Origin of the sequence: Acutalibacter intestini (genome assembly GCF_034334985.1) — a bacterium.
GTDB classification, from domain to species: Bacteria; Bacillota; Clostridia; order Oscillospirales; family Acutalibacteraceae; genus Acutalibacter; species Acutalibacter intestini.
On record NZ_JAWXXL010000002.1, the window covers coordinates 165362 to 184086 of the forward strand.

The 18725-nt window shown below is 52.6% G+C and carries 23 protein-coding genes; all 23 read left to right on the plus strand.

Annotation, left to right across the window (positions count from 1 at the left end):
- The first annotated feature begins 73 nt into the window (after positions 1-73).
- Positions 74-565 (plus strand): hypothetical protein, encoded by a 492-nt coding sequence (locus tag U8U68_RS03310; RefSeq protein ID WP_322199429.1) that lies wholly within the window; start codon positions 74-76, stop codon positions 563-565.
- Positions 553-1119 carry a hypothetical protein gene (locus U8U68_RS03315; protein ID WP_322199430.1) on the plus strand — a complete coding sequence of 189 codons (567 nt, stop codon included), beginning with the start codon at positions 553-555 and terminating at the stop codon, positions 1117-1119. The genes U8U68_RS03310 and U8U68_RS03315 overlap by 13 nt, the downstream gene beginning before the upstream one ends.
- A 2-nt stretch (positions 1120-1121) precedes the next feature.
- The gene (locus tag U8U68_RS03320; protein ID WP_322199431.1) at positions 1122-2549 is read left to right on the plus strand and encodes a phage tail sheath family protein; all 1428 of its coding nucleotides are present in this window, start codon (positions 1122-1124) and stop codon (positions 2547-2549) included.
- Between the two features lie 13 nt (positions 2550-2562).
- Positions 2563-3078, plus strand: coding sequence for a phage major tail tube protein (locus tag U8U68_RS03325; protein WP_322199432.1), 516 nt, complete (start codon positions 2563-2565; stop codon positions 3076-3078).
- 85 nt (positions 3079-3163) lie between these two features.
- Complete coding sequence (locus U8U68_RS03330) at positions 3164-3574, plus strand: phage tail assembly protein (protein WP_322199433.1); 411 nt, start codon at positions 3164-3166, stop codon at positions 3572-3574.
- A gap of 225 nt (positions 3575-3799) precedes the next feature.
- Positions 3800-4468: a hypothetical protein gene (locus U8U68_RS03335; RefSeq protein ID WP_322199434.1), complete on the plus strand. Its 669-nt coding sequence runs from the start codon at positions 3800-3802 to the stop codon at positions 4466-4468.
- A gap of 79 nt (positions 4469-4547) precedes the next feature.
- Positions 4548-7742, plus strand: coding sequence for a phage tail tape measure protein (locus U8U68_RS03340; protein WP_322199435.1), 3195 nt, complete (start codon positions 4548-4550; stop codon positions 7740-7742).
- Positions 7735-7947: a tail protein X gene (locus U8U68_RS03345; protein WP_120428252.1), complete on the plus strand. Its 213-nt coding sequence runs from the start codon at positions 7735-7737 to the stop codon at positions 7945-7947. The genes U8U68_RS03340 and U8U68_RS03345 overlap by 8 nt, the downstream gene beginning before the upstream one ends.
- Entirely contained in the window at positions 7944-9251 is a 1308-nt protein-coding gene (locus U8U68_RS03350) for a phage late control D family protein (protein ID WP_322199436.1), read from the plus strand. Before U8U68_RS03345 ends, U8U68_RS03350 begins: the two co-directional genes overlap by 4 nt.
- Complete coding sequence (locus tag U8U68_RS03355) at positions 9251-9583, plus strand: hypothetical protein (RefSeq protein ID WP_120428254.1); 333 nt, start codon at positions 9251-9253, stop codon at positions 9581-9583. The genes U8U68_RS03350 and U8U68_RS03355 overlap by 1 nt, the downstream gene beginning before the upstream one ends.
- A gap of 3 nt (positions 9584-9586) precedes the next feature.
- Entirely contained in the window at positions 9587-9988 is a 402-nt protein-coding gene (locus U8U68_RS03360) for a phage tail protein (protein WP_322199437.1), read from the plus strand.
- Positions 9989-10000: 12 nt separating this feature from the next.
- The gene (locus U8U68_RS03365) at positions 10001-10321 is read left to right on the plus strand and encodes a GPW/gp25 family protein (RefSeq protein WP_120428256.1); all 321 of its coding nucleotides are present in this window, start codon (positions 10001-10003) and stop codon (positions 10319-10321) included.
- Positions 10308-11438: a baseplate assembly protein gene (locus U8U68_RS03370; protein ID WP_120428257.1), complete on the plus strand. Its 1131-nt coding sequence runs from the start codon at positions 10308-10310 to the stop codon at positions 11436-11438. The genes U8U68_RS03365 and U8U68_RS03370 overlap by 14 nt, the downstream gene beginning before the upstream one ends.
- Positions 11422-12174 (plus strand): phage tail protein I, encoded by a 753-nt coding sequence (locus U8U68_RS03375; protein ID WP_322199438.1) that lies wholly within the window; start codon positions 11422-11424, stop codon positions 12172-12174. Before U8U68_RS03370 ends, U8U68_RS03375 begins: the two co-directional genes overlap by 17 nt.
- A gap of 3 nt (positions 12175-12177) precedes the next feature.
- On the plus strand, positions 12178-13062 hold the full coding sequence (locus U8U68_RS03380) for a phage tail protein (RefSeq protein ID WP_120428259.1): 885 nt from the start codon (positions 12178-12180) through the stop codon (positions 13060-13062).
- A 304-nt stretch (positions 13063-13366) separates the two neighbouring features.
- Complete coding sequence (locus U8U68_RS03385) at positions 13367-13750, plus strand: four helix bundle protein (RefSeq protein ID WP_322199439.1); 384 nt, start codon at positions 13367-13369, stop codon at positions 13748-13750.
- The gene (locus U8U68_RS22775; RefSeq protein ID WP_367575781.1) at positions 13651-13866 is read left to right on the plus strand and encodes a DUF6273 domain-containing protein; all 216 of its coding nucleotides are present in this window, start codon (positions 13651-13653) and stop codon (positions 13864-13866) included. Before U8U68_RS03385 ends, U8U68_RS22775 begins: the two co-directional genes overlap by 100 nt.
- A gap of 214 nt (positions 13867-14080) precedes the next feature.
- Positions 14081-15205, plus strand: a complete 1125-nt coding sequence (locus tag U8U68_RS03390; RefSeq protein WP_202612460.1) for an RNA-directed DNA polymerase — start codon at positions 14081-14083, stop codon at positions 15203-15205.
- On the plus strand, positions 15205-16923 hold the full coding sequence (locus tag U8U68_RS03395; RefSeq protein ID WP_322199440.1) for a DUF6273 domain-containing protein: 1719 nt from the start codon (positions 15205-15207) through the stop codon (positions 16921-16923). Before U8U68_RS03390 ends, U8U68_RS03395 begins: the two co-directional genes overlap by 1 nt.
- Positions 16920-17408: a DUF4376 domain-containing protein gene (locus U8U68_RS03400; RefSeq protein WP_322199441.1), complete on the plus strand. Its 489-nt coding sequence runs from the start codon at positions 16920-16922 to the stop codon at positions 17406-17408. Before U8U68_RS03395 ends, U8U68_RS03400 begins: the two co-directional genes overlap by 4 nt.
- Positions 17405-17881 (plus strand): putative ABC transporter permease, encoded by a 477-nt coding sequence (locus U8U68_RS03405; RefSeq protein ID WP_322199442.1) that lies wholly within the window; start codon positions 17405-17407, stop codon positions 17879-17881. Before U8U68_RS03400 ends, U8U68_RS03405 begins: the two co-directional genes overlap by 4 nt.
- A 5-nt stretch (positions 17882-17886) precedes the next feature.
- Positions 17887-18309, plus strand: a complete 423-nt coding sequence (locus U8U68_RS03410) for a hypothetical protein (protein ID WP_322199443.1) — start codon at positions 17887-17889, stop codon at positions 18307-18309.
- 13 nt (positions 18310-18322) lie between these two features.
- Positions 18323-18721 carry a hypothetical protein gene (locus tag U8U68_RS03415; RefSeq protein ID WP_322199444.1) on the plus strand — a complete coding sequence of 133 codons (399 nt, stop codon included), beginning with the start codon at positions 18323-18325 and terminating at the stop codon, positions 18719-18721.
- Positions 18722-18725 lie beyond the last annotated feature (4 nt).

Below are 18725 nucleotides of genomic sequence, written 5' to 3' on the forward strand. Positions count from 1 at the left end.
TTAACATATATTAAATTACAAAAAAGTACAAAAGTCAAGAGATTCGCGGAAATTCTGAAAGAGGGGTTGATATATGACACCTTTAGACCTATTGGACGAATTAAAAGTCTATATCGAGCGGGAAACAAAAGACCTGATTTTGCCCGTTCGGGTGGACAGGAAGAGCGGAGAACACAAGGAACGACCGCCGGAAGTCTATACAATGCGGTTGCCTGACAAGGACGCGGAAACAAAGCGGATTCCTTATGTTCTTTTGCAGTACATCAAGAGTAACGACACGCAAGAGCCGGGGGAACACCCCGAATGCGTCTGCATGGTGCGAATCGTTGCCGCGACGTATTCAGAGGACGCGGAAGAGGGCGCACGGTGCGTTCTGAACCTGCTGACCCGAATTAAAATTGCTTTCATGCGCGACGGTATGATTGCAGATCGGTATATTTTGCGACCGCCCCTTGAAACGATTGTTTACCCGGACAGTACACGCCCTTATTATTTGGGCGAAATGATGACTAATTGGAGTATGCCAATTATAGAAAGCGAGGTCAATTTTATATGGCAGGAATAGAGTTCAAACCCGGCATGAAGAAAGACGAATTGCTTGAAATTGCCGCAAAAAACGGCGTTCAGGCCGACGACAGCATGACAAAGCCGCAGATTATCGCCGCATTGATGATGGCGGGTGCAAAAACCGCAGATACCCCCGAAAACGGCCCCCAAGACCCCTCAGAGGGCGGCGACGGGGCCGGGGAGGATAATGACGATACCCCACAGGGCGAAAGCCCCGTACAGAGCGGCACAGAGGGCGAAAACAGCGAAAGCGGCGGGGAATCCGAAACGGACAAGCCCGCAGAGAGCGCGCAGGGGTATAACCTGTTTGTTTACGCCGGGCCGTCGCTTCCCCGCGGGCGGCTGAAAGAAAATACCGTATTCCGCGGAGCGTTTGAGGACGTGAAGAATTATCTTTCGGACGCGCTGGAGGATTACCCGCAGATCGAAAAGCTGATTGTTCCGGCGGACAAGTTGGCGGCGTTTTCGGTCAAGGTAAAAACCCCCGGAAATATCGCACACAAGTATTACAGCGACATTGTTTCGGCAATGCGCGGCAATAAGGAGGTTTAATCATGCCTAATTATTATCATGGTGTATCGACAAGACAGGTTGACACGTCGCTTTCGACCCCTGTTACGGCTGATTGCGGCGTTGCCTTTGTGGTGGGCGCGGCCCCGGTTCATACCGTCGGCGGCCCCGTCAATGAGCCTGTCATGGTTCAGAACTACGCGGAAGCGGTTTCCGCTATGGGGTATAGCGACGATTGGGAGAAATACCCGATTTGTGAAATGATCTATTCGCAGTTCAAGCTTTACAGCGTTTCCCCCGTTGTGTTCGTCAATATCCTTGACCCGACAAAGCACAAAAAGGCGGTGGAGGAAAAGAACTATCCCATTAACGACGGCAAGGTTCTTTTACCCCTTGAAGCCCTGAAAGACAGCGTGCGGGTTACTACCTACACGGTGGGGAAAGATTATGACCTGTTCTATGAGGGCGAAAACCTGATTCTTGAAGTGCTGGAGGGCGGGACGATTCCCGAAAACACGGGGGAACTGACAATTTCGTTCGACGCGGTGAACCCCTCCGCGATCACGGAAAATGAGATCATCGGCGGCTTTGACACGAACACGAAGAAGAGTTCGGGCCTTGAACTGTACGATTCCATTTTCCCGAAATATGGGATTGTCGCCGATTTGGTGCTTTGCCCCGGCTGGTCCCATAAATCCACGGTTGCGGCGGTCATGGTTGCAAAGGCCGCGTCGATCAACGGCGTGTTCGAGGGGAAAGCCATGATTGACGTTGACACAACGGAAGCGACCCACTATGCAGACGTTCCCGCATGGAAGAAAGCGCAGAATATCAACAACAAAGGGCAGATTCTTTGCTGGCCTTTGGTGAAGCTTGGGGACCGTGTTTTTCACCTTTCCGTGCAGATGGCGGGGCGCATGGGGCAGACCGATTCGGACAACGGCGGTTGTCCGGCAGAAAGCCCGTCGAACAAGCTTTTGCAGATCGACAGCGCGGTTCTGGCTGACGGCACGGAAATTCTGCTTGACTTGCAGAATGCAAACTACCTGAACAGCAACGGCATTGTTACCGCGCTGAACTTCATCGGCGGCTATGTGCTTTGGGGCAACGAAACCGCCTGTTATCCGGCTGATACCGACGTGAAGAATTATTTCACGTGCGTTTCCCGTATGTTCGGCTGGGTTGCAAATTCCCTGATTCTGACCTATTGGAGCAAGGTTGACAAGAAAATGACCCGGCGGCTGATCGACAGCATTGTTGATTCGGTCAATATTTGGCTGAACGGCCTTGTCAACGAAGAGAAGTTGCTGGGCGGGCGTGTCGAGTTCAGAGAGGACGAAAACAGCACGGTTGCGCTTATGGCGGGCAAAGCCGTTTTTCATATCTTCATGACCCCGCCCAGCCCTATGAAAGAATGCGAATTTGTGCTTGAATACGACGTGGACTATGTTTCCGCGGCGTTGACGGCGTAAGGAGGGAACAGCAATGAGAGCGGATATAGGCATTAACAGTTTTGCCGTATATGAGGACGCAACCGAATTTTACGGCATGGCAGAAGTAACGCTTCCCGAAGTCGCGCAGATTGCGGAAGAGGTCAAGGGCGCGGGAATTTCAGGCGCATTCAACGGCGCGTTCACGGGTCAAATTGAATCCATGACGCTGACGCTGAATTTCCGTACAGTGACCCCGTATGCAATCAAGCTGAATGAGCCGCGCAATCACCAGCTTGATCTCCGCGCTTCCCAGCAGTATTGGGACAATGTAGCAGGAAAGCACGTGCAACAGGCAGTAAAGCACGTCCTGATGGTAACGCCGACGAAGTTTGCGCCCGGCAAGCTTGCCCCCGCCGCGTCCGCGGAAGCGTCCGGGGAGTATGCGGCAACCTATTTCGCCACGTACATCAACGGGGAAAAGGTCATGGAAATCGACATTCTGAATTTCATTTACTTTATCAACGGCGTTGACTACTTGGCAGAAGTACGAAAGGCGTTGGGCAAGTAAGCCCGGCAGGGATTTTCCCGCCGGGCTTTCCTATGCCCTTTTTCTGTATCTGAAAATATGAAATTTTGAATCGGAGGAAAAGACGATGAGCGACAAGGTAACAAATATAGCCGAAATCGGCGCAGAACAGGCCACAGGAGCGACGGAAGCCGCCGCCCCTACATCTACCCCGGAAGCGGCGGGAAAAGCCGCAGGGGGCGACGTGGGCGTTTATACGCACAAGTTCAAGCGGCCCTTTGAGTACAGCGGCGCAACCTACACCGAATTGACGTTTAATTTCGAGCGGTTGACCGGGCGCGACATGGTGGCCATTGAAACCGAAATGCAGATGAACAACGAATATGCCCTTTCGCCCGAAATCTCCCGCAACTTCCAGAGCAAGCTGGCGGCGCGGGCCGCGGGTATCGGAAGCGACGTGCTGGACGCTATGCCTTTGCCCGAATTTAACCGCATTACTAATGCGGCGCGGGATTTTTTACTGTCTACGGGCTATTAAAAAGCCCGGCCCGCTGGTGGCGGCGGGAATGTTACCGCCTTGCACGGGCGACGAACACGCCGGTTCCGTTTTGGTTAGACATGACCCCGGCGGAAATTATGACGTGGATTCGTGACATAAACGCCGCCGCCGCGGAGGACAGAGAACGCGCAAGGAAAGAACAGGCGCAAAGGCAGTAGGAGTATTGACAACCTACGCGCATAAGCCTATAATTGAATTAAGAATGTGTTAAAAATAAGAATACATAGCGCCTTTAGCACATCAAAACTTCAAGGAGGTTTGTTGCGTATGGGGCTTTTCTCAAAACTGTTTCCCCAAAAACAGCCAGATTCACGCCAAACGCAGGAACAAAGAGTGATTCCGCCTAAAGTGACACATTGGGCGGGTTTAGACGAAGAGGACGCATTTGAAGATCGGTATGGGGCAAAAATCGAACGTATGCAAGAAAAAATCGACGACGCAACGTGGACAGAAAGCGACAACCCCGCCGATCAGATCAGGGCTTATGAAAAAGCCCTTGAACTATGCGATCAACTGGAAGAGTTTTGCGCCGAATGTAGTCCATATGGAAGTACCTATTATCTGAATCATTGTGCGGGCATTAAGCCCCGCATTGAAGCGGCATACAGGACGTACATGGAGCGGGACTATCCACAGCAAAAAGCGGAATGGGACAAGGAACAGACAAAGAAAAAGGCGTTTGCGGCAAAGAAGCGTAAAATTCTAAAATTCGCAAGCGAACATGACGGCGTAATGCGGAAAGAAATCTACGCCTTATTTGCCGAGGAAGAGCAAGCGGAGGTTCTAAAGGCCCTGAACGCGCTTATTCAGGACGGAAAAATAACAAAGCAGATGGACGGAAAGCGTCTGCTATTCTATGGCACAAAAAAATAAAATGGCCTAATCGTGTGGGGCAACCAGCCGGGATTCCGGGTGGTTGCCTTTTTCATGCCATAAAAAAGGGGGTGGAAATTTGGCGGGAAGAAAAGAATTTGAATTGCTTTTCAAACTGCAAGCGACGCTGGGGAGCGGGTTTAATTCCAGTTTTAACAGCGCAATGAACGCTTCAAGGCAGTTACAAGGCAATCTTTCCAAAATCAAAACACTTTCCGGGAAGATCGAGGGATTCCAAAAGCAGAGCGCGGCCCTGCAAGCGAACAAGGACAAGCTGGCGCAACTGACAGAGGAACACGACCGTTTGCAACGCGAAATGAGCCAAACGGAACGGCCGTCGGAAGCCTTGCGGCAGAAGATGGAGCGGAACGCCCGCCAGATTGAACAGACAACCGCCCGAATCGAGGAACAGGAAGCCCGGCTGGGTGAATTGGGAAACGAATTGCGCGACGCAGGGGTTGACACCGACCATTTGACGGAAGAGAACGAACGGCTGGCCGCAAGTTATGAGAGGGTCAAAAAGAATCAGGAAAAGCTGGCAAGTATCGCACAGGCACAGCAAAAAAACAATGAAGCGATTTCAAAGACCAAAACACAGCTTGCGGGTACGCTGGGAACCTTTGCCGCCGTTGGTGCGGCGATCTACGCTGGCCCTGTAAAAAAAGCCGCCGAATTTGAAGCGCAAATGTCGTCGGTTCAGTCTATTTCAAATGCCACAGGGGAGGACATGGCAAAATTAGCGACCCTTGCGAAAAAGATGGGGGCAACAACGCAGTTTACAGCAGTAGAAGCAGGACAAGCTCTTGAATACATGGCAATGGCAGGCTGGAAAACCGATCAAATGATGGGCGGTTTGCCGGGAATTATGAACCTTGCCGCCGCGTCCGGGGAAAATTTAGGTGCGGTTTCTGATATTGTAACAGACGCGCTTACAGCTTTCGGAATGACAGCGGAGGATTCCGGCAGATTTGCCGATGTATTGGCGCAAGCGTCAAGCAATGCAAATACAAATGTTGCAATGATGGGTTCAACTTTTCAAAAGGTTGCACCCGTAGCGGGAGCGTTAGGGTATTCCGTGGAAGATATGTCGCTTGGAATCGGTTTGATGGCAAATGCTTCCATAAAAGCCGAAACCGCTGGAACATCTTTGAAAACTGCCCTTGCTAATATGGCGAAACCGACAGCACAAATGCAAACCTACATGGACAAATACGGAATAAGCCTAACTAACGCAGATGGCGGAATGAAATCATTTCGTGAAGTTGTGGATAATTTGCGCGGTAGTTTAGGCGGGCTTGCAGAACAGGAACAAATCGCCGCGGCAACAGCAATTTTTGGTAAAGAATCATTCGCGGGTATGTTGGCAATCGTAAACGCCAGCGAAGCAGATTACAATAAATTAGCCGAATCTATAAATAATTCGGCGGGCGCGGCGGAACGTATGGCGACAATCAAGCTGGACAATTTAGAGGGAGATATAACCCTGATGAAGTCGGCAATAGACGGCTTACAAATTGCGATTGGAGAAGCCTTACTTCCAGCATTCAGAGCGAGTACACAAGGGCTAACGGGAATTATCACAAAAGTTACGACATTTATAAACGAAAATCCGAAACTTGTTCGGCAAGTAGCGCAAGTTGCCGCCGCCCTTGCGGGCCTGAAAGTCGGTGCGCTTGCCGGGAAGCTTGGATTCTTGGAGATCAAAGGCGGCGTTCTTGCGGTTCAAGGCGCATTCACGAAGTTAAAAGCATTTGCCGGAGCGGGCGGAGGTATAAAAAGCCTGTTTTCGGGGTTAGGAGGTATCGGAGGAAAGCTTTTGCCCATTGTCGGCATAATCGGCGGCGTTGCCCTTGCAATCAAACTGATTTCCGGCAACCTTGAAGAAGTGCGCGGCTGGATTCAACAGACATTCGGCGACGGTGCGCTGGCCGTCTTTGATAAAGTGTGGGGCGTGATTCAGAACGTCGGCGCGGCAATCAAGGGCGTTTTCAGCGGTGAAAATATGGGGAATGCCCGCAATTTCTTTCAAGAGCATTTCGGCGACGCGGGCGTTGCCGTGTTCGATTCAATCATCGGCGTTGTGGAACAGCTAAAAGCAATTTTGCCGGGCTTGTTAGACCAGTTCGGACAGCTTGCAACTTCCCTGCTTCCCGTTATTGGGAGCCTGATTCAACAAATTGTACCTTTAATTGGGGAAATCATTGCAACGGTGCTTCCCGTACTGTTTGACCTTATCGCACAGTTATTGCCCGTCATAGGGCAGATTGTGGAAGCGATCTTGCCCGTGCTGATTCAGCTTGTCGAAACCCTTGTACCCATCATCATGCAGATTATAGAAGCGGTGCTTCCCATTCTGCAACAGCTACTTGAAGCACTAATGCCGATTATTCAGCAGATCATAGACGGGATTTTGCCCGTTGTGATCGACCTGATTATGATGGTGGTTTCGGCGGTTATGCCGCTGGTAGAAATGATTCTGCCATTACTGCAACAGTTACTTGAAGCCCTTATGCCTATTATTCAGATGGTGGCAGAGTTGTTCGGGAATCAGTTAGCGACAGCCGTTACAATGATTTCCGGCATTATAGACGGGCTGACACAGATTTTGAGCGGGCTAATTACCTTTATCACGGGAGTTTTTACAGGCAACTGGAAGCAAGCGTGGGAGGGTGTGAAAAGCATTTTCAGCGGTATATGGGAATCAATCAAGAGCATTTGCACAGGCGTTGTAAACGGAATTATCAATGTGATAAATACCGTGATCGGCGGGCTGAACAGGCTTAAAATTCCCGATTGGGTCCCCGGAATCGGCGGAAAAGGTATCAATATTCCCTTGATTCCCGCGCTGGCGAAAGGTTCAAGATTTACCCCCGACACATTCATTGCGGGTGAAGCCGGGGCAGAACTTATCACAAACGCCCGCGGGCGGACCGTGTTTACAGCGGCGCAGACCGGGCGAATCTTTGACAACATCAACGCGGCCCGCGAAGCGCAGGACGGAACGACGGTTGTTACTCTGCTTCCTCTACTGCAAGCCGCGCTTTCGGCGGCACGCGTCGGAGCGGGTGGCGTGTCGGCCCCGTCCGTGACAGCGGCAGAGCCGCGGGGCGCGGGTATCGTCATTCACAGTGCGCCCGTTTTCCACGTTGGAAGCGACGCACAGGCGGAGGACATAGAAGCAATATTGAACGAGCGGGACGAAAGACTTTTGAACGAGTTTGACGACCGCATGAAGCAACAGGAAGAGGACGAAAGGCGGCGGAACTATGACTAAATACACCACCATTGCCGGGGATATGTGGGACGGAATCGCCTACAAGACGCTGGGCGACGAAGCCTATACCGACAAGCTGATAAAAGCGAACCCACAGTTTCGCCGCCTTGTCATTTTCCCCGCAGGAATCACGCTTGATATTCCAGAGCCGGAAGCGCGGATTCCGGCAGAGTTGCCGCCGTGGAAAAGGGGGCGGACGCTATGAACGCAAGACGGGCAGAGGTCCGCTTGACCTTTGAGGGCGTGGACATTTCGGCGGACATTAACAAACACTTGCTTTCGCTGACCTATACGGACAACGAAGAGGATAAAACAGACGATTTGCAATTATCCCTTGACGACCGGGAGGGCGTGTGGCTGGGCGATTGGCTGAACGCCGACGCACAGCCCGCCCCGGCCCCGGCAAAGAAAGATAGTGAAAGCGGCGGCTGGAAGATCGGCGACGAAGTAACCGTAAGCGGCAGGCCGCAATATAGCAGTTACGGAAACGGCAACCCCGGCGCGACGCTTTCAAACTATCAGGGGAAAATAACACACCTGAACTTGAAAAGCGGTATTCCATACCCCATCCACGTCGATCAAAAGGGGTGGTTCGCCGAAAGTCAAGTAACAAAGACCGCGGCAAAACAAGACACCATGACGCAGAGCGGCGGCGCAAAGGGCGCAGAGATTTCCGCGGTTATCATTCAAAAGAATTGGGAATCAGACGGGAAAGACCGGGTTCTTGATTGCGGCGTTTTTCAGGTTGATAGCGTGGACGGCAACGGCCCGCCCGCGAAAGTCACAATCAAGGCCGGGTCAATCCCCTATACTTCCACAATTCGGACACAGAAAAAGACAAAGGCATGGGAGAAAATCAAGCTTTCGGGCATTGCAAACGAAATAGCCGCCGCAAACGGCTTGAAATGCCTGTTTGAATCGGATTTTGACCCACTTTACAGCCGCCGGGAGCAAGTGACAGAATCGGACATTGTATTTTTGCAAAGGCTTTGCAAAGCCGCGGGAATTTCCTTAAAAGTTACCGCGAAAATGATTGTTCTTTTCGACGCGGCGGCGTATGAGCAAAAAGACACGGTGCGGACGATCAAGCGCGGCGACGGCGACTATTCAAAATATACATTCGGGACCAGCTTTCACGACACGGCTTACAGCAGTTGCCGGGTCAAGTATACGGACCCTGCTTCAAAAACGACCTATGAAGCAACCTACAAGGCCCCTGACGCAGAAAAGGACGGAAGCGGACAGGTGCTGGAGGTAAACGAAAAGGTTTCAAGCAATGCGGAAGCCCTGACCCTTGCAAAAAAGCGGTTGCGCGAAAAAAATTCACAAGAGTTCAAAGCAAGCTTTAATCTTGCGGGCGACGCGCGGCTGGTGGCGGGGGTAACTGTCAAAGTTGAGGGGTTTGGAGCGTTCGACGGAAAGTACATCATCGAAACCGCGTCGCACACGATTTCGTCGAGCGGCTATAAAACTAATATCACATTGTGGCGCGTCTTGGAGGGTTACTAATGGGCGAACTAACCGCATTAAAGAATATTATTCGAGCGGGCTGGGTTTCGTCCGTGGATATTGCGGAACGGACCGCCCGCGTTACCTTTAAGGACAAGGGCGACACGTTCGTTTCCGGCCCGCTGAAAGTGCTTAAAAACCCGCCGTGGGTTCCCGAATATTACGCCCCGTATCGGACGGAGTACGAAAGCGGCGGGAGCGGCGACGCGGCCTTTCAAAGCCACAAGCACGACTTGATTATAAAGCCGTGGTTGCCGTCACCCGGCGATTTTGTGCTTTGTATCTACTTGCCAAACGGCGACGGCGACGGGTTCGTGATTGGGGGGATTTAAGAAATGGCCTTGATCGGGTGCTGGGGCGACATTACCTTTGCCGTTTCCAGAAATGAAGTAAAGACGTTTACGGGCCTGAAATGGGACAGCGGCGCGAAGTATTCGACCCATGACAGGCATTTGAAAGAGCCGCTTTTGGAGTACACAGGGCGGGAAGTGGAAAGCATGAGTTTTTCCATGTTCTTTTCCGTCTTTTTAGGCGTGAATCCCATTTCAGAGGTTGCAAAACTGCTTCAAGCAATGCGCTGGGGAGAAGTTCACCCGCTTATCATCGGGCCGAAAGCCTACGGCACAAACAAGTGGGTTATTACGAAAGTTTCGACTTCCCTTGACCGTTACGACAACCGCGGCAATCTGCTTGTTTCAAAAGTAAGCGTAACAATGAAATCATATTCCAGCAGATAAAGGGGTGAGAAAATGGCGTACATTGTGAAAGCCTACGACTTAACGAAAATCAATCTTGCGCCCGCAACACGGGAAGAAGAGATTTTGCAGAATGTAGCGGTCATTATCTCGACCCCGAAATTTTCCGTTCCTCTTGACAGGGGGCTGGGCATGGCACAACGGTTTCTTGACAAGCCGATTCAGACGGCCCAGCCTATCCTGATTTCAGAGGTTTTAGAAGCGGTGGAACAATACGAACCACGGGCGCAGATCGGCGACGTGACTTTTGAATTAGGGGAACGGCCCGGCGCGTTGATTCCAGTTGTGGAGGTGAACATAATTGACGACGAATAACCGGGGCTATCCCGAAATTTCATTTGTAGACACGGACACGGCGACACTTGAAAACGCCCTGATTCAGTCTTACGAAGCATTCACGGGGCGGACGCTATACCCGGCAGACCCCGCGCGTCTGTTTATCCTTTGGGTGGCGGACATTATCATTCAAGAGCGGGTCAACATTGATTTTTCGGCAAAACAAAACGTGCCGCGGTATGCAGAGGGGGAATATTTAGATTCCCTTGCAGAGATATTCAAAGACGCTTACCGTTTGGAGCCGGAAAAGGCGAAAACGACGTTGCGGTTCACGCTTTCCATTCCGCTGGAGGTTGCGACAATCATTCCGGCGGGGACACGCGCAACGGTTGACGGGGAAATCATGTTTCAAACGCTGGAAACCCTGACAATCCTTGCGGGCGACACAAGCGGGGACGTTGCCGCGGAATGCCTGACCGCGGGGGAAATCGGAAACGGGTTCGTTCCGGGACAGATCAATCAGCTTGTAGACATCTTCCCGTATTTTGGAACCGTGCAAAATGTGTCCGAATCGGACGGCGGAGCGGACAAGGAAAGCGACGCGGCCTTTTATGACCGAATGCGGGAGAGCATGGAAACCTTTTCGACCGCAGGGCCGCTGGGGGCTTATGAGTATTTCGCAAAAACCGCGTCGGCCTTGATTGTGGACGTGAAAGCAACTTCCCCGGAACCGGGGGAAGTTGACGTGCGGGTTCTGCTTGCAGGGGGCGAATTGCCGGGAACGGAAATGCTGAAAACCGTTTCGGACATTCTGAACGCGGACAATGTGCGCCCCCTGACCGATCACGTTACCGTTGCGGCCCCTGAAACGGTTTCGTATGCTATCGACTTCACCTATTACACGCAAGAGGGCGGAGCGGTAAGCGCGGAAACGGTGGCGGCAAATATCGCCGCGGCGGTTCAGACGTTCCGCGAATGGCAGGGGGCAAGAATGGGGCGGGACGTGAACCCGTCCTATTTAACCGCCCTGCTTATGCAAGCGGGCGCAAAGCGCGTTGAAATCCGTTCCCCGGCCTTTGCCGTCGTTCCTGACAATGCGGTTGCGCTTTTGAGCGGGAGCGCGTCGGCGGTGAACGGGGGTGCAGAGAGTGAATGACCTGTATTCAATCGACTTTACACGTTCGCTTCCGCCCGCCCTGAAAAACGACCCGAATATGCTTGCGCTTGCACAGACCATAGCGGAGCAATTACAGGCCACGGCACGGCAGATCAAGCAAAACATAATCTATGCCCGCATTGACGAACTGGACGAACAGACCCTTGATATTTTGGCCTATGATCTCCACGTCGATTGGTACGACTATTCTTACCCGATAGAGGTAAAACGGCGGACTATTAAAGACAGCGTAAGGGTACACAGGCGGCTGGGGACAAAGTACGCCGTTGAAACCGCGCTGGGAGCCGTATTCCCCGGCACAAAGGTTCAAGAGTGGTTCGAGTACGGCGGCGACCCGTTCCGCTTCAAAGTGATTATCGGCGCGGCGGAGGGCGTGACAGCCGAACAGCAAGCGGCAGTATTGGAGCGGGTGCGGTTCTATAAAAATTTGCGTTCCCATTTGGAAACGATCAGTTACCAGATGGAGCAAGCGACGACAATTCACGTCGCCGGGTATCACGCAATAGGAACCCGCCTTGAAGTGTGGCCGTATTTGGCGGACAACTTCACAGAGGAAGCAACCGTGTTTGTCGGGGCCGTTGCGACGTTTGCGACGCGGCTTGAAATCAATCCGTCGCTTACAAACTTCATCACGTCCAGCGGGTCAATGCTTTTCGGCGGCTACACACAGCAGACGCGAAAGCTTCAAATTCAACCTTTGAGAAATGAGGGATAGACAATGCCAGAGGAAACGACAAAAAAATTCGGAACTATCGTAACCGACGTGGGGACCATGCGAACCCGCGAAGCGGTGCTGGAGGGTAAAAAAATCAACCTGACAACCCTTGCCGTCGGCGACGGCGGCGGGGCCTATTACGTGCCGTCGGCAGATATGCAGGGCCTAAAAAATGAAACTTGGCGCGGGGACGTGTCCAGCGTGACCGTCAACCCTGATTCCCCGAACATGATTGACGTTATAGCGGTTATCCCCTCCGACGTGGGCGGGTTCACTATCCGCGAAATGGCGGTTCTGGACGACGGCGAATACACGATTGCCATTTGCAACACGCCGGACACGGAAAAAGTCATAATTACCAGCGGCGCGGCGGGCGAAGTTGAAGTGACAATGCACATCGAGTTTTCAAACACGGGAATTATTACGTTCATCGTTGACCCCTACGCCCTGACCGCGACGAAAAAGGACATTCAGGAACATAACGCCGCGCAGACGGCCCATGAAGCAAAGTTCGAGCAGAAAGCCGACGTTACCGACCTGAACGCCCATGTAAACAACAGCGATATTCACGTGAACCCCACCACAATGGGAAACTATGACACGGCTATTTCCGGCCTGATCGAGCATACAGAGGACGCAGACATTCACGTTTCGGCGGAAGAAAAGGCCGCATGGAGCGCGGCGGTTGAAACAGCGGCAAAGGCGGCAGAGGACGCGGCGCAAGCCCTGAATCTTGCCGCGGGCCTTGAAAGCCGCATTGCCCGTGTGGAAGATGGACTTTTCAATAACATTACCGGGAACCCGTTTCTTGTGTCTTTTGATTCCCTTGACGGAATCATTCTGACTAAGGGTATTTGGAACGCGGAACGGCAGAGAATCGAATGTTGACGGAATATGCTTGCACACGCCGGGAACTGTCCTGCATAATTGGGAACCTGTTTACAGAAATTGAACCGCCTTGCGAACGGTGCGGGGCCGCTGACGTGCTGACGATCAGCGGGACAACCTACACCGGGGCGCGGGCGGTTCTTACTGTCACAGAACACGGGTTCACGTTTGACGGGAACCCGGCGGAGGTTGCGCGAATCAGGGAAAGGCGGTGTTTGAAATGAACCCGCCGCCGAAACAAGCTGAACAAAGCGAATTTACCATAATCACAAAGGCGAAAGACCTTGTAAAGCATACATTCCGAATGACGAATGACAGGCGTTTTCCGAAAAAGTATCGCTTTACTATTGTGAACCGATTACACGACCTGACGATTGATATTTTCCAGCATATACAGGAAGCAAACGAACTTGACCTTGCCGACCTGCAAGAGTTCCGGGAACGAAGATACGAACAGAAAAAGGCTTTGACAAAATGCAAGACAGTCCTTTTTCTGATTGAACTTTCCCTTGAACTGGAACTTATTTCAAACGATCAATGCGCCGCATGGACAAAAGCCGTTTTGGACGTTAAGTACATGACGGCGAAGTGGCGCAAGCAAGATCAGCAGAGGGCGGCAACTATGCAGAGAGGGACCCCCGGCGCGGCGATAAAGCCCGCCGGGTTTTCTTTGGGGTATGCCTTGTAGCGTCCAACTCGTACAACGTCCGCAACGTCAATTCCTCCGGCGCGATGAACTGGAACAACGCGTACAACGGCAACAGGGGCGTTCGCCCGCTTTGGTGGATTTCCGCGATTGAGTAAGCCAAAAGCCGAAAACAGAGGCCCACTATCAAAGGAAGGTGTATCCCTCCGCCGCGGTGAGAGGGCGGCGGTAAATACAAGATTGGTGAAGCAAGGCCCACGGGAACCAGCTTCCGCCCCGCCGCGGGCGCGTGGCGGGGTCCGATGATGAAGCATTGACGGGGTGGGAAACGCCCTGCAAGGCGGATTCTATACACGGCAAGGAGTTTTTATAATGACAGACGCAGATTTTACGCGGGTATATGATTTCGGAAACCTGTATGCAGGGTTCCTGAAAGCCCGCAGAGGTAAAAGGGGCAAAGCCAGCGTCGCAAAGTTTGAAGCGAATTTGCTGGAAGCAATTTGCCTACTTTCGGAAATGCTGAAAAACAGGACGTATAAACCGTCTGACTATTTCGTTTTTCGGGTGTACGAACCGAAAGAGCGCGTCGTTATGACAAACGCGTTCAAAGATAAAGTCGTTCAGCATTCCCTATGCGATAACATACTTGAACCAGCATTTTCCCGCGCCTTTATTCGGGACAACTACGCTTCACAGCGCGGGCGCGGGACGCATGACGGCCTATACAGGCTGGAAGAGTTCATGCGGTCCTATTATTTTTCACACAAGGCAAAGGCGGAGCGGGAGGGCCGGGAGGAGGGGTTGCCGCGGCCCGCCCCGCAAGCCGCCGATTACGCCGACGGCTGGGTTCTCAAATGCGACATATCGAAGTATTTCTATTCGATTCAGCATGAACCGTTAAAACAGATGGTACGGCAGTACGTCAAAAGCCCCGGCGTTCTATGGCTTGTCGATATGATTATTGACAGTACGGAGAATCCGGGCGTTCCGATTGGAAATCAAACTTCACAATGGTTCGCGGTCATGTACCTTTCGGGGTTAGATCATTTCATCAAGGAAAAGCTGGGTATTCGCTATTATGGGCGGTATATGGACGACTTTTACTTGATACATGAGGACAAGGCGTACTTGCAGTATTGCCGCCGCGAAATAGAACGGTATGTTGCCCGGCTGGGGCTGACCTTGAACAACAAAACGAACATCTTTCCTTTGCGGAACGGTATTGACTTTTTAGGGTTTCATTCATACCTGACCGACAGCGGCAAAGTGATTCGGAAAGTAAGGAGGGCAAGCAAGAGCAATGAACAACGGAAGCTAAAGAAACAGCGGGCTTTGCTGGACCGCGGAAAAATCACCATGCGGGAGATTAAACAATCCTACGGAAGCTGGCGGAGCCACGCGGAAAAGGGGAATTGCTATCACCTTATCCGCGAAATGGACCAACTGTATAAAACCCTATTTGAAGAAAAACTTTCAGAAAAGGAGTGTGTCACATAATGGCAAAAGCTTTAAGTTCTCTTGCCGTCGGTACATTGGTAAAGGACACGGGAACGCTTTACAATGGCAAGCCCATTGTCTGGAAGATTGCCGACAAGGGTCACGCGGGTTATCCTGCAAATTCCGTGACGCTGATTACAGAACGCATTATTTCGCTGAAATGCTTTGACGCTATCGAATCAGGCAACAGCGACAGCAACCGCCGATCTTACGGCAATAACCGCTGGATTTACTCAAATATCCGGCGGTGGTTGAACAGTCAAGCGGCGGCGGGCAAATGGTACGCCGCACAGCACAGCGCAGACGCGCCCCCGTCGAACGCTAATGTATGGAGCAACTACAACGAATACGACGGGGAAGCGGGCTTTCTTGCGGGGTTCTCGGCAAGCTTTGTCGCCGCCTTGCTTACTACGACGCATACCGTCGGCAAAGCGTCGGTAGACGGCGGCGGAACCGAAACTTGCACAGACAAAATCTTTTTCGCGTCGTCAACGGAAGTCGGCTTGACGGGCGACGTTGTATGCGGGAGCAAGCTGGCCCTGTTCACGGACGACGCTTCCAGACGGGCGAAACCCACGGCGGAATGTGTGTCGAAAAGTGAGTACACAAACAGCAGTTTCAACACAAATTCGTTTTGGTACTACTGGCTTTGCGACGCTTACGCGTCCGACTCGTACGACGTCCGCAGCGTCACTTTCTCCGGCGCGATGAACTGGAGCCACGCGTACTACGGCAACAGGGGCGTTCGCCCGCTTTGTAATTTGTTATCTTCAATCTTGGTATCTGATTCCCCGGATTCTGACGGCGCATATACAATCATTTGGAATCGCGCCCCCAGCACGCCGCCCAGCCTGACGGTTCCGACGACGGTTCGCGGCGGGCAAACCCTGACCGTAACGTGGGGGACTTCCACGGACGCGGACGGCAATTTGTCCGGGTACATTTTGGAGCGGCAGAACAACGGCGGCGCGTGGAAGCAGCTTTACAAAGGTATCAATAAAACCTATACCGACACGATCACGCAGGGCTGGGAAAGCGTCGCATACAGGGTTAAAGCCTACGACAGCGCGGGCGCAGAATCAGCATACAGCACCAGCCCGACCCGAACCGTCATAAACAACACGCCGCCCACAATCAGCGGGAACAACGGCGATCTTGGCACGAAAACCGGGGCGTTCAATCAGGCTTACACAGTCACAGACCCGGACAGCGGGCAAACCCTGACCGTCACGGAAAAGATCGACAACACGGTGAAGCGGACCTATACCGCGACCAGCGGGCAGAACTATTCGTTCAGCGTCACGGCGGCGGAATGGGTGAAGCTTGCCAACGGGTCCCATACCCTGACAATCGCCGCCGCGGATAACGTCGGCGGAACAGCCACCCGAACCTTTACGTTCACAAAGAACGAAACCGAAATCGAAATGACGCTGGCAACCCCGCTTTCTTCCGACGACGCAGTTACAAAGGCAATCATGAGCGTTACGCGGCAGATTCCGACAGGGGCAACCTTTACCGTTGAAGCCTGCAACAATGCCTTTGACGCGTCGCCCACGTGGGAGGACGTGACACAGGCCGTTACAAGTGGAAACAAGTTCTTTTTGAGCAATACCACAAAGACGGCGGCGAAATGGGGGTTCAATCTCCGAATCAAGGTCAAGAGAAACGGGGCAACGGGCGATTGCTACATTGTTTCGGCAGGGGGGAATTTTGAATGAGCGTACAACACAAGCAAGACAGTATTCGCAATATGCGGCTGGAGCGGATGGGGATTCAGCCCCCCGCCGACTGGAACGACGTTGCACAGGTTCGCGCGGTGAAAAAGCAAGAGATCGGCGCGGCCTGTTCCGCCGCGATCTATGCGGGGATTGAAGTTGACGGGTCACGGTATAGCCTGACCGAACACGACCAAACAGAATTGATGGCACAGGCGCAGACGGTCAAAGAGGGCGCGGCGGCGGTTCCCTATCACGCAGACGGGGAACTTTGCCGTATGTACCCGGCGGAAGAGTTTACCGCGCTTGCACAGGCGGCAACGGCCCACGTGTTCTACCATCGGACATACTGCAATCACCTGAACGCGTGGATTGCGCGGGCCGATCTGGAAGAACTGCCCGCGATTATCTACGGGGCGGAACTTCCGAAAGACCTTGCGGCAAGCATGGCGGCAATTATCGCCGCCGCGGGAGGTGGTACGGCATGAAACGTGTTTTGACGATATGGGCCGCGCTGGGGGCCGTGTATGTTGCCCTTGAAATTCTCTTTCGGGGACGTTCCCACCCCGCAATGCTGATTGTCGGCGGGCTTTGCGGGGTCCTTGTGGGGGCAATCAATCAACGGCCCGGTTTTTACCGCGCCCCGGTCATTGTGCAAGCAATGATCGGGGCGTTGATCGTCCTTGCCGTCGAGTTTGCAAGCGGGTGCATTCTGAACCTTTGGCTGGGGCTGGGTATTTGGGATTATAGCAATCAGCCCGGCAACGTGCTGGGGCAGATTTGCCCCGCGTTCGGCCTTTTGTGGTTCCTGATTATGCCCCTTGCGATTTGGGCGGAGGACACGGCGCGGTGGCTTATATGGGCCTATGAATGCGCCGTATATGGGAAAGCAGAGAAGCCGCCCGACATTGCCCCGTATTCGCTGAAAAGCGTTTACAAAGATTTCATTTTCAGGAGGTAGAGGACGTGACGATTGCACAGTTGTTGACCAGCGGGGGCGGGGTTTTCCTTGTTCTTGTTACGCTGATTCAGATTGCCCCTATCAAGATTAACCCGTGGACGGCTATTGCACGGGCGATAGGACGTGCAATAAACAAAGACGTACTTTCAAAGCTGGACGAAACGCGAAAAACCCTTGATGAACACATCAAAACAGACGACGCGCGAAATGCAGATTTGCACAGATCAAAAATCCTGCAATTCAACAATGAGTTATTGCGGGATATTCCGCACACAAGGGAAGATTTTATAGAAATTCTGGCGGAAATCGACTTTTACGAAAAGTATTGCGACACTCACCCGGACTATGAAAACAACCGCGCGACACACGCCGTTGCACACATTAAACGCGTGTACGATGAACGGTTGATAAAACATGATTTCTTGTGAAAGGCGGTGCGGCATGGGATATGTATTCGCCGTCGCCGCCGGACTGATCGGCGGCATTGCCGCCCTTGCGCTGATTGAGCGGCGGCAGTATAGGAAACGCCGACACGCGCGAAGCAGAGCCGCACAGACCGTCAAAGAGGAAAAAGGAACCGCCCGAAAGATTGAGTTTTCAAAGCTTGTTCTTTCGGCGGTTCTTTTGACTTATTTTGCGGGATTCGGGCTGGGCTTTTGGGCGGTGCTGGTTGACCTTTCGCAATTAGGGGTTTTTCTTGCATACGTGGGAACCCCTACGGCAACGGTTATCGGTTTCTATTCGTGGAAAGCAAAGGCGGAAAACGTCGTGAAGATCAAAAAGGCGAACCCGACTGAAACAGAGGGGTTGCCCGTTGACCTGAACAACATTCAGCCATAAACGG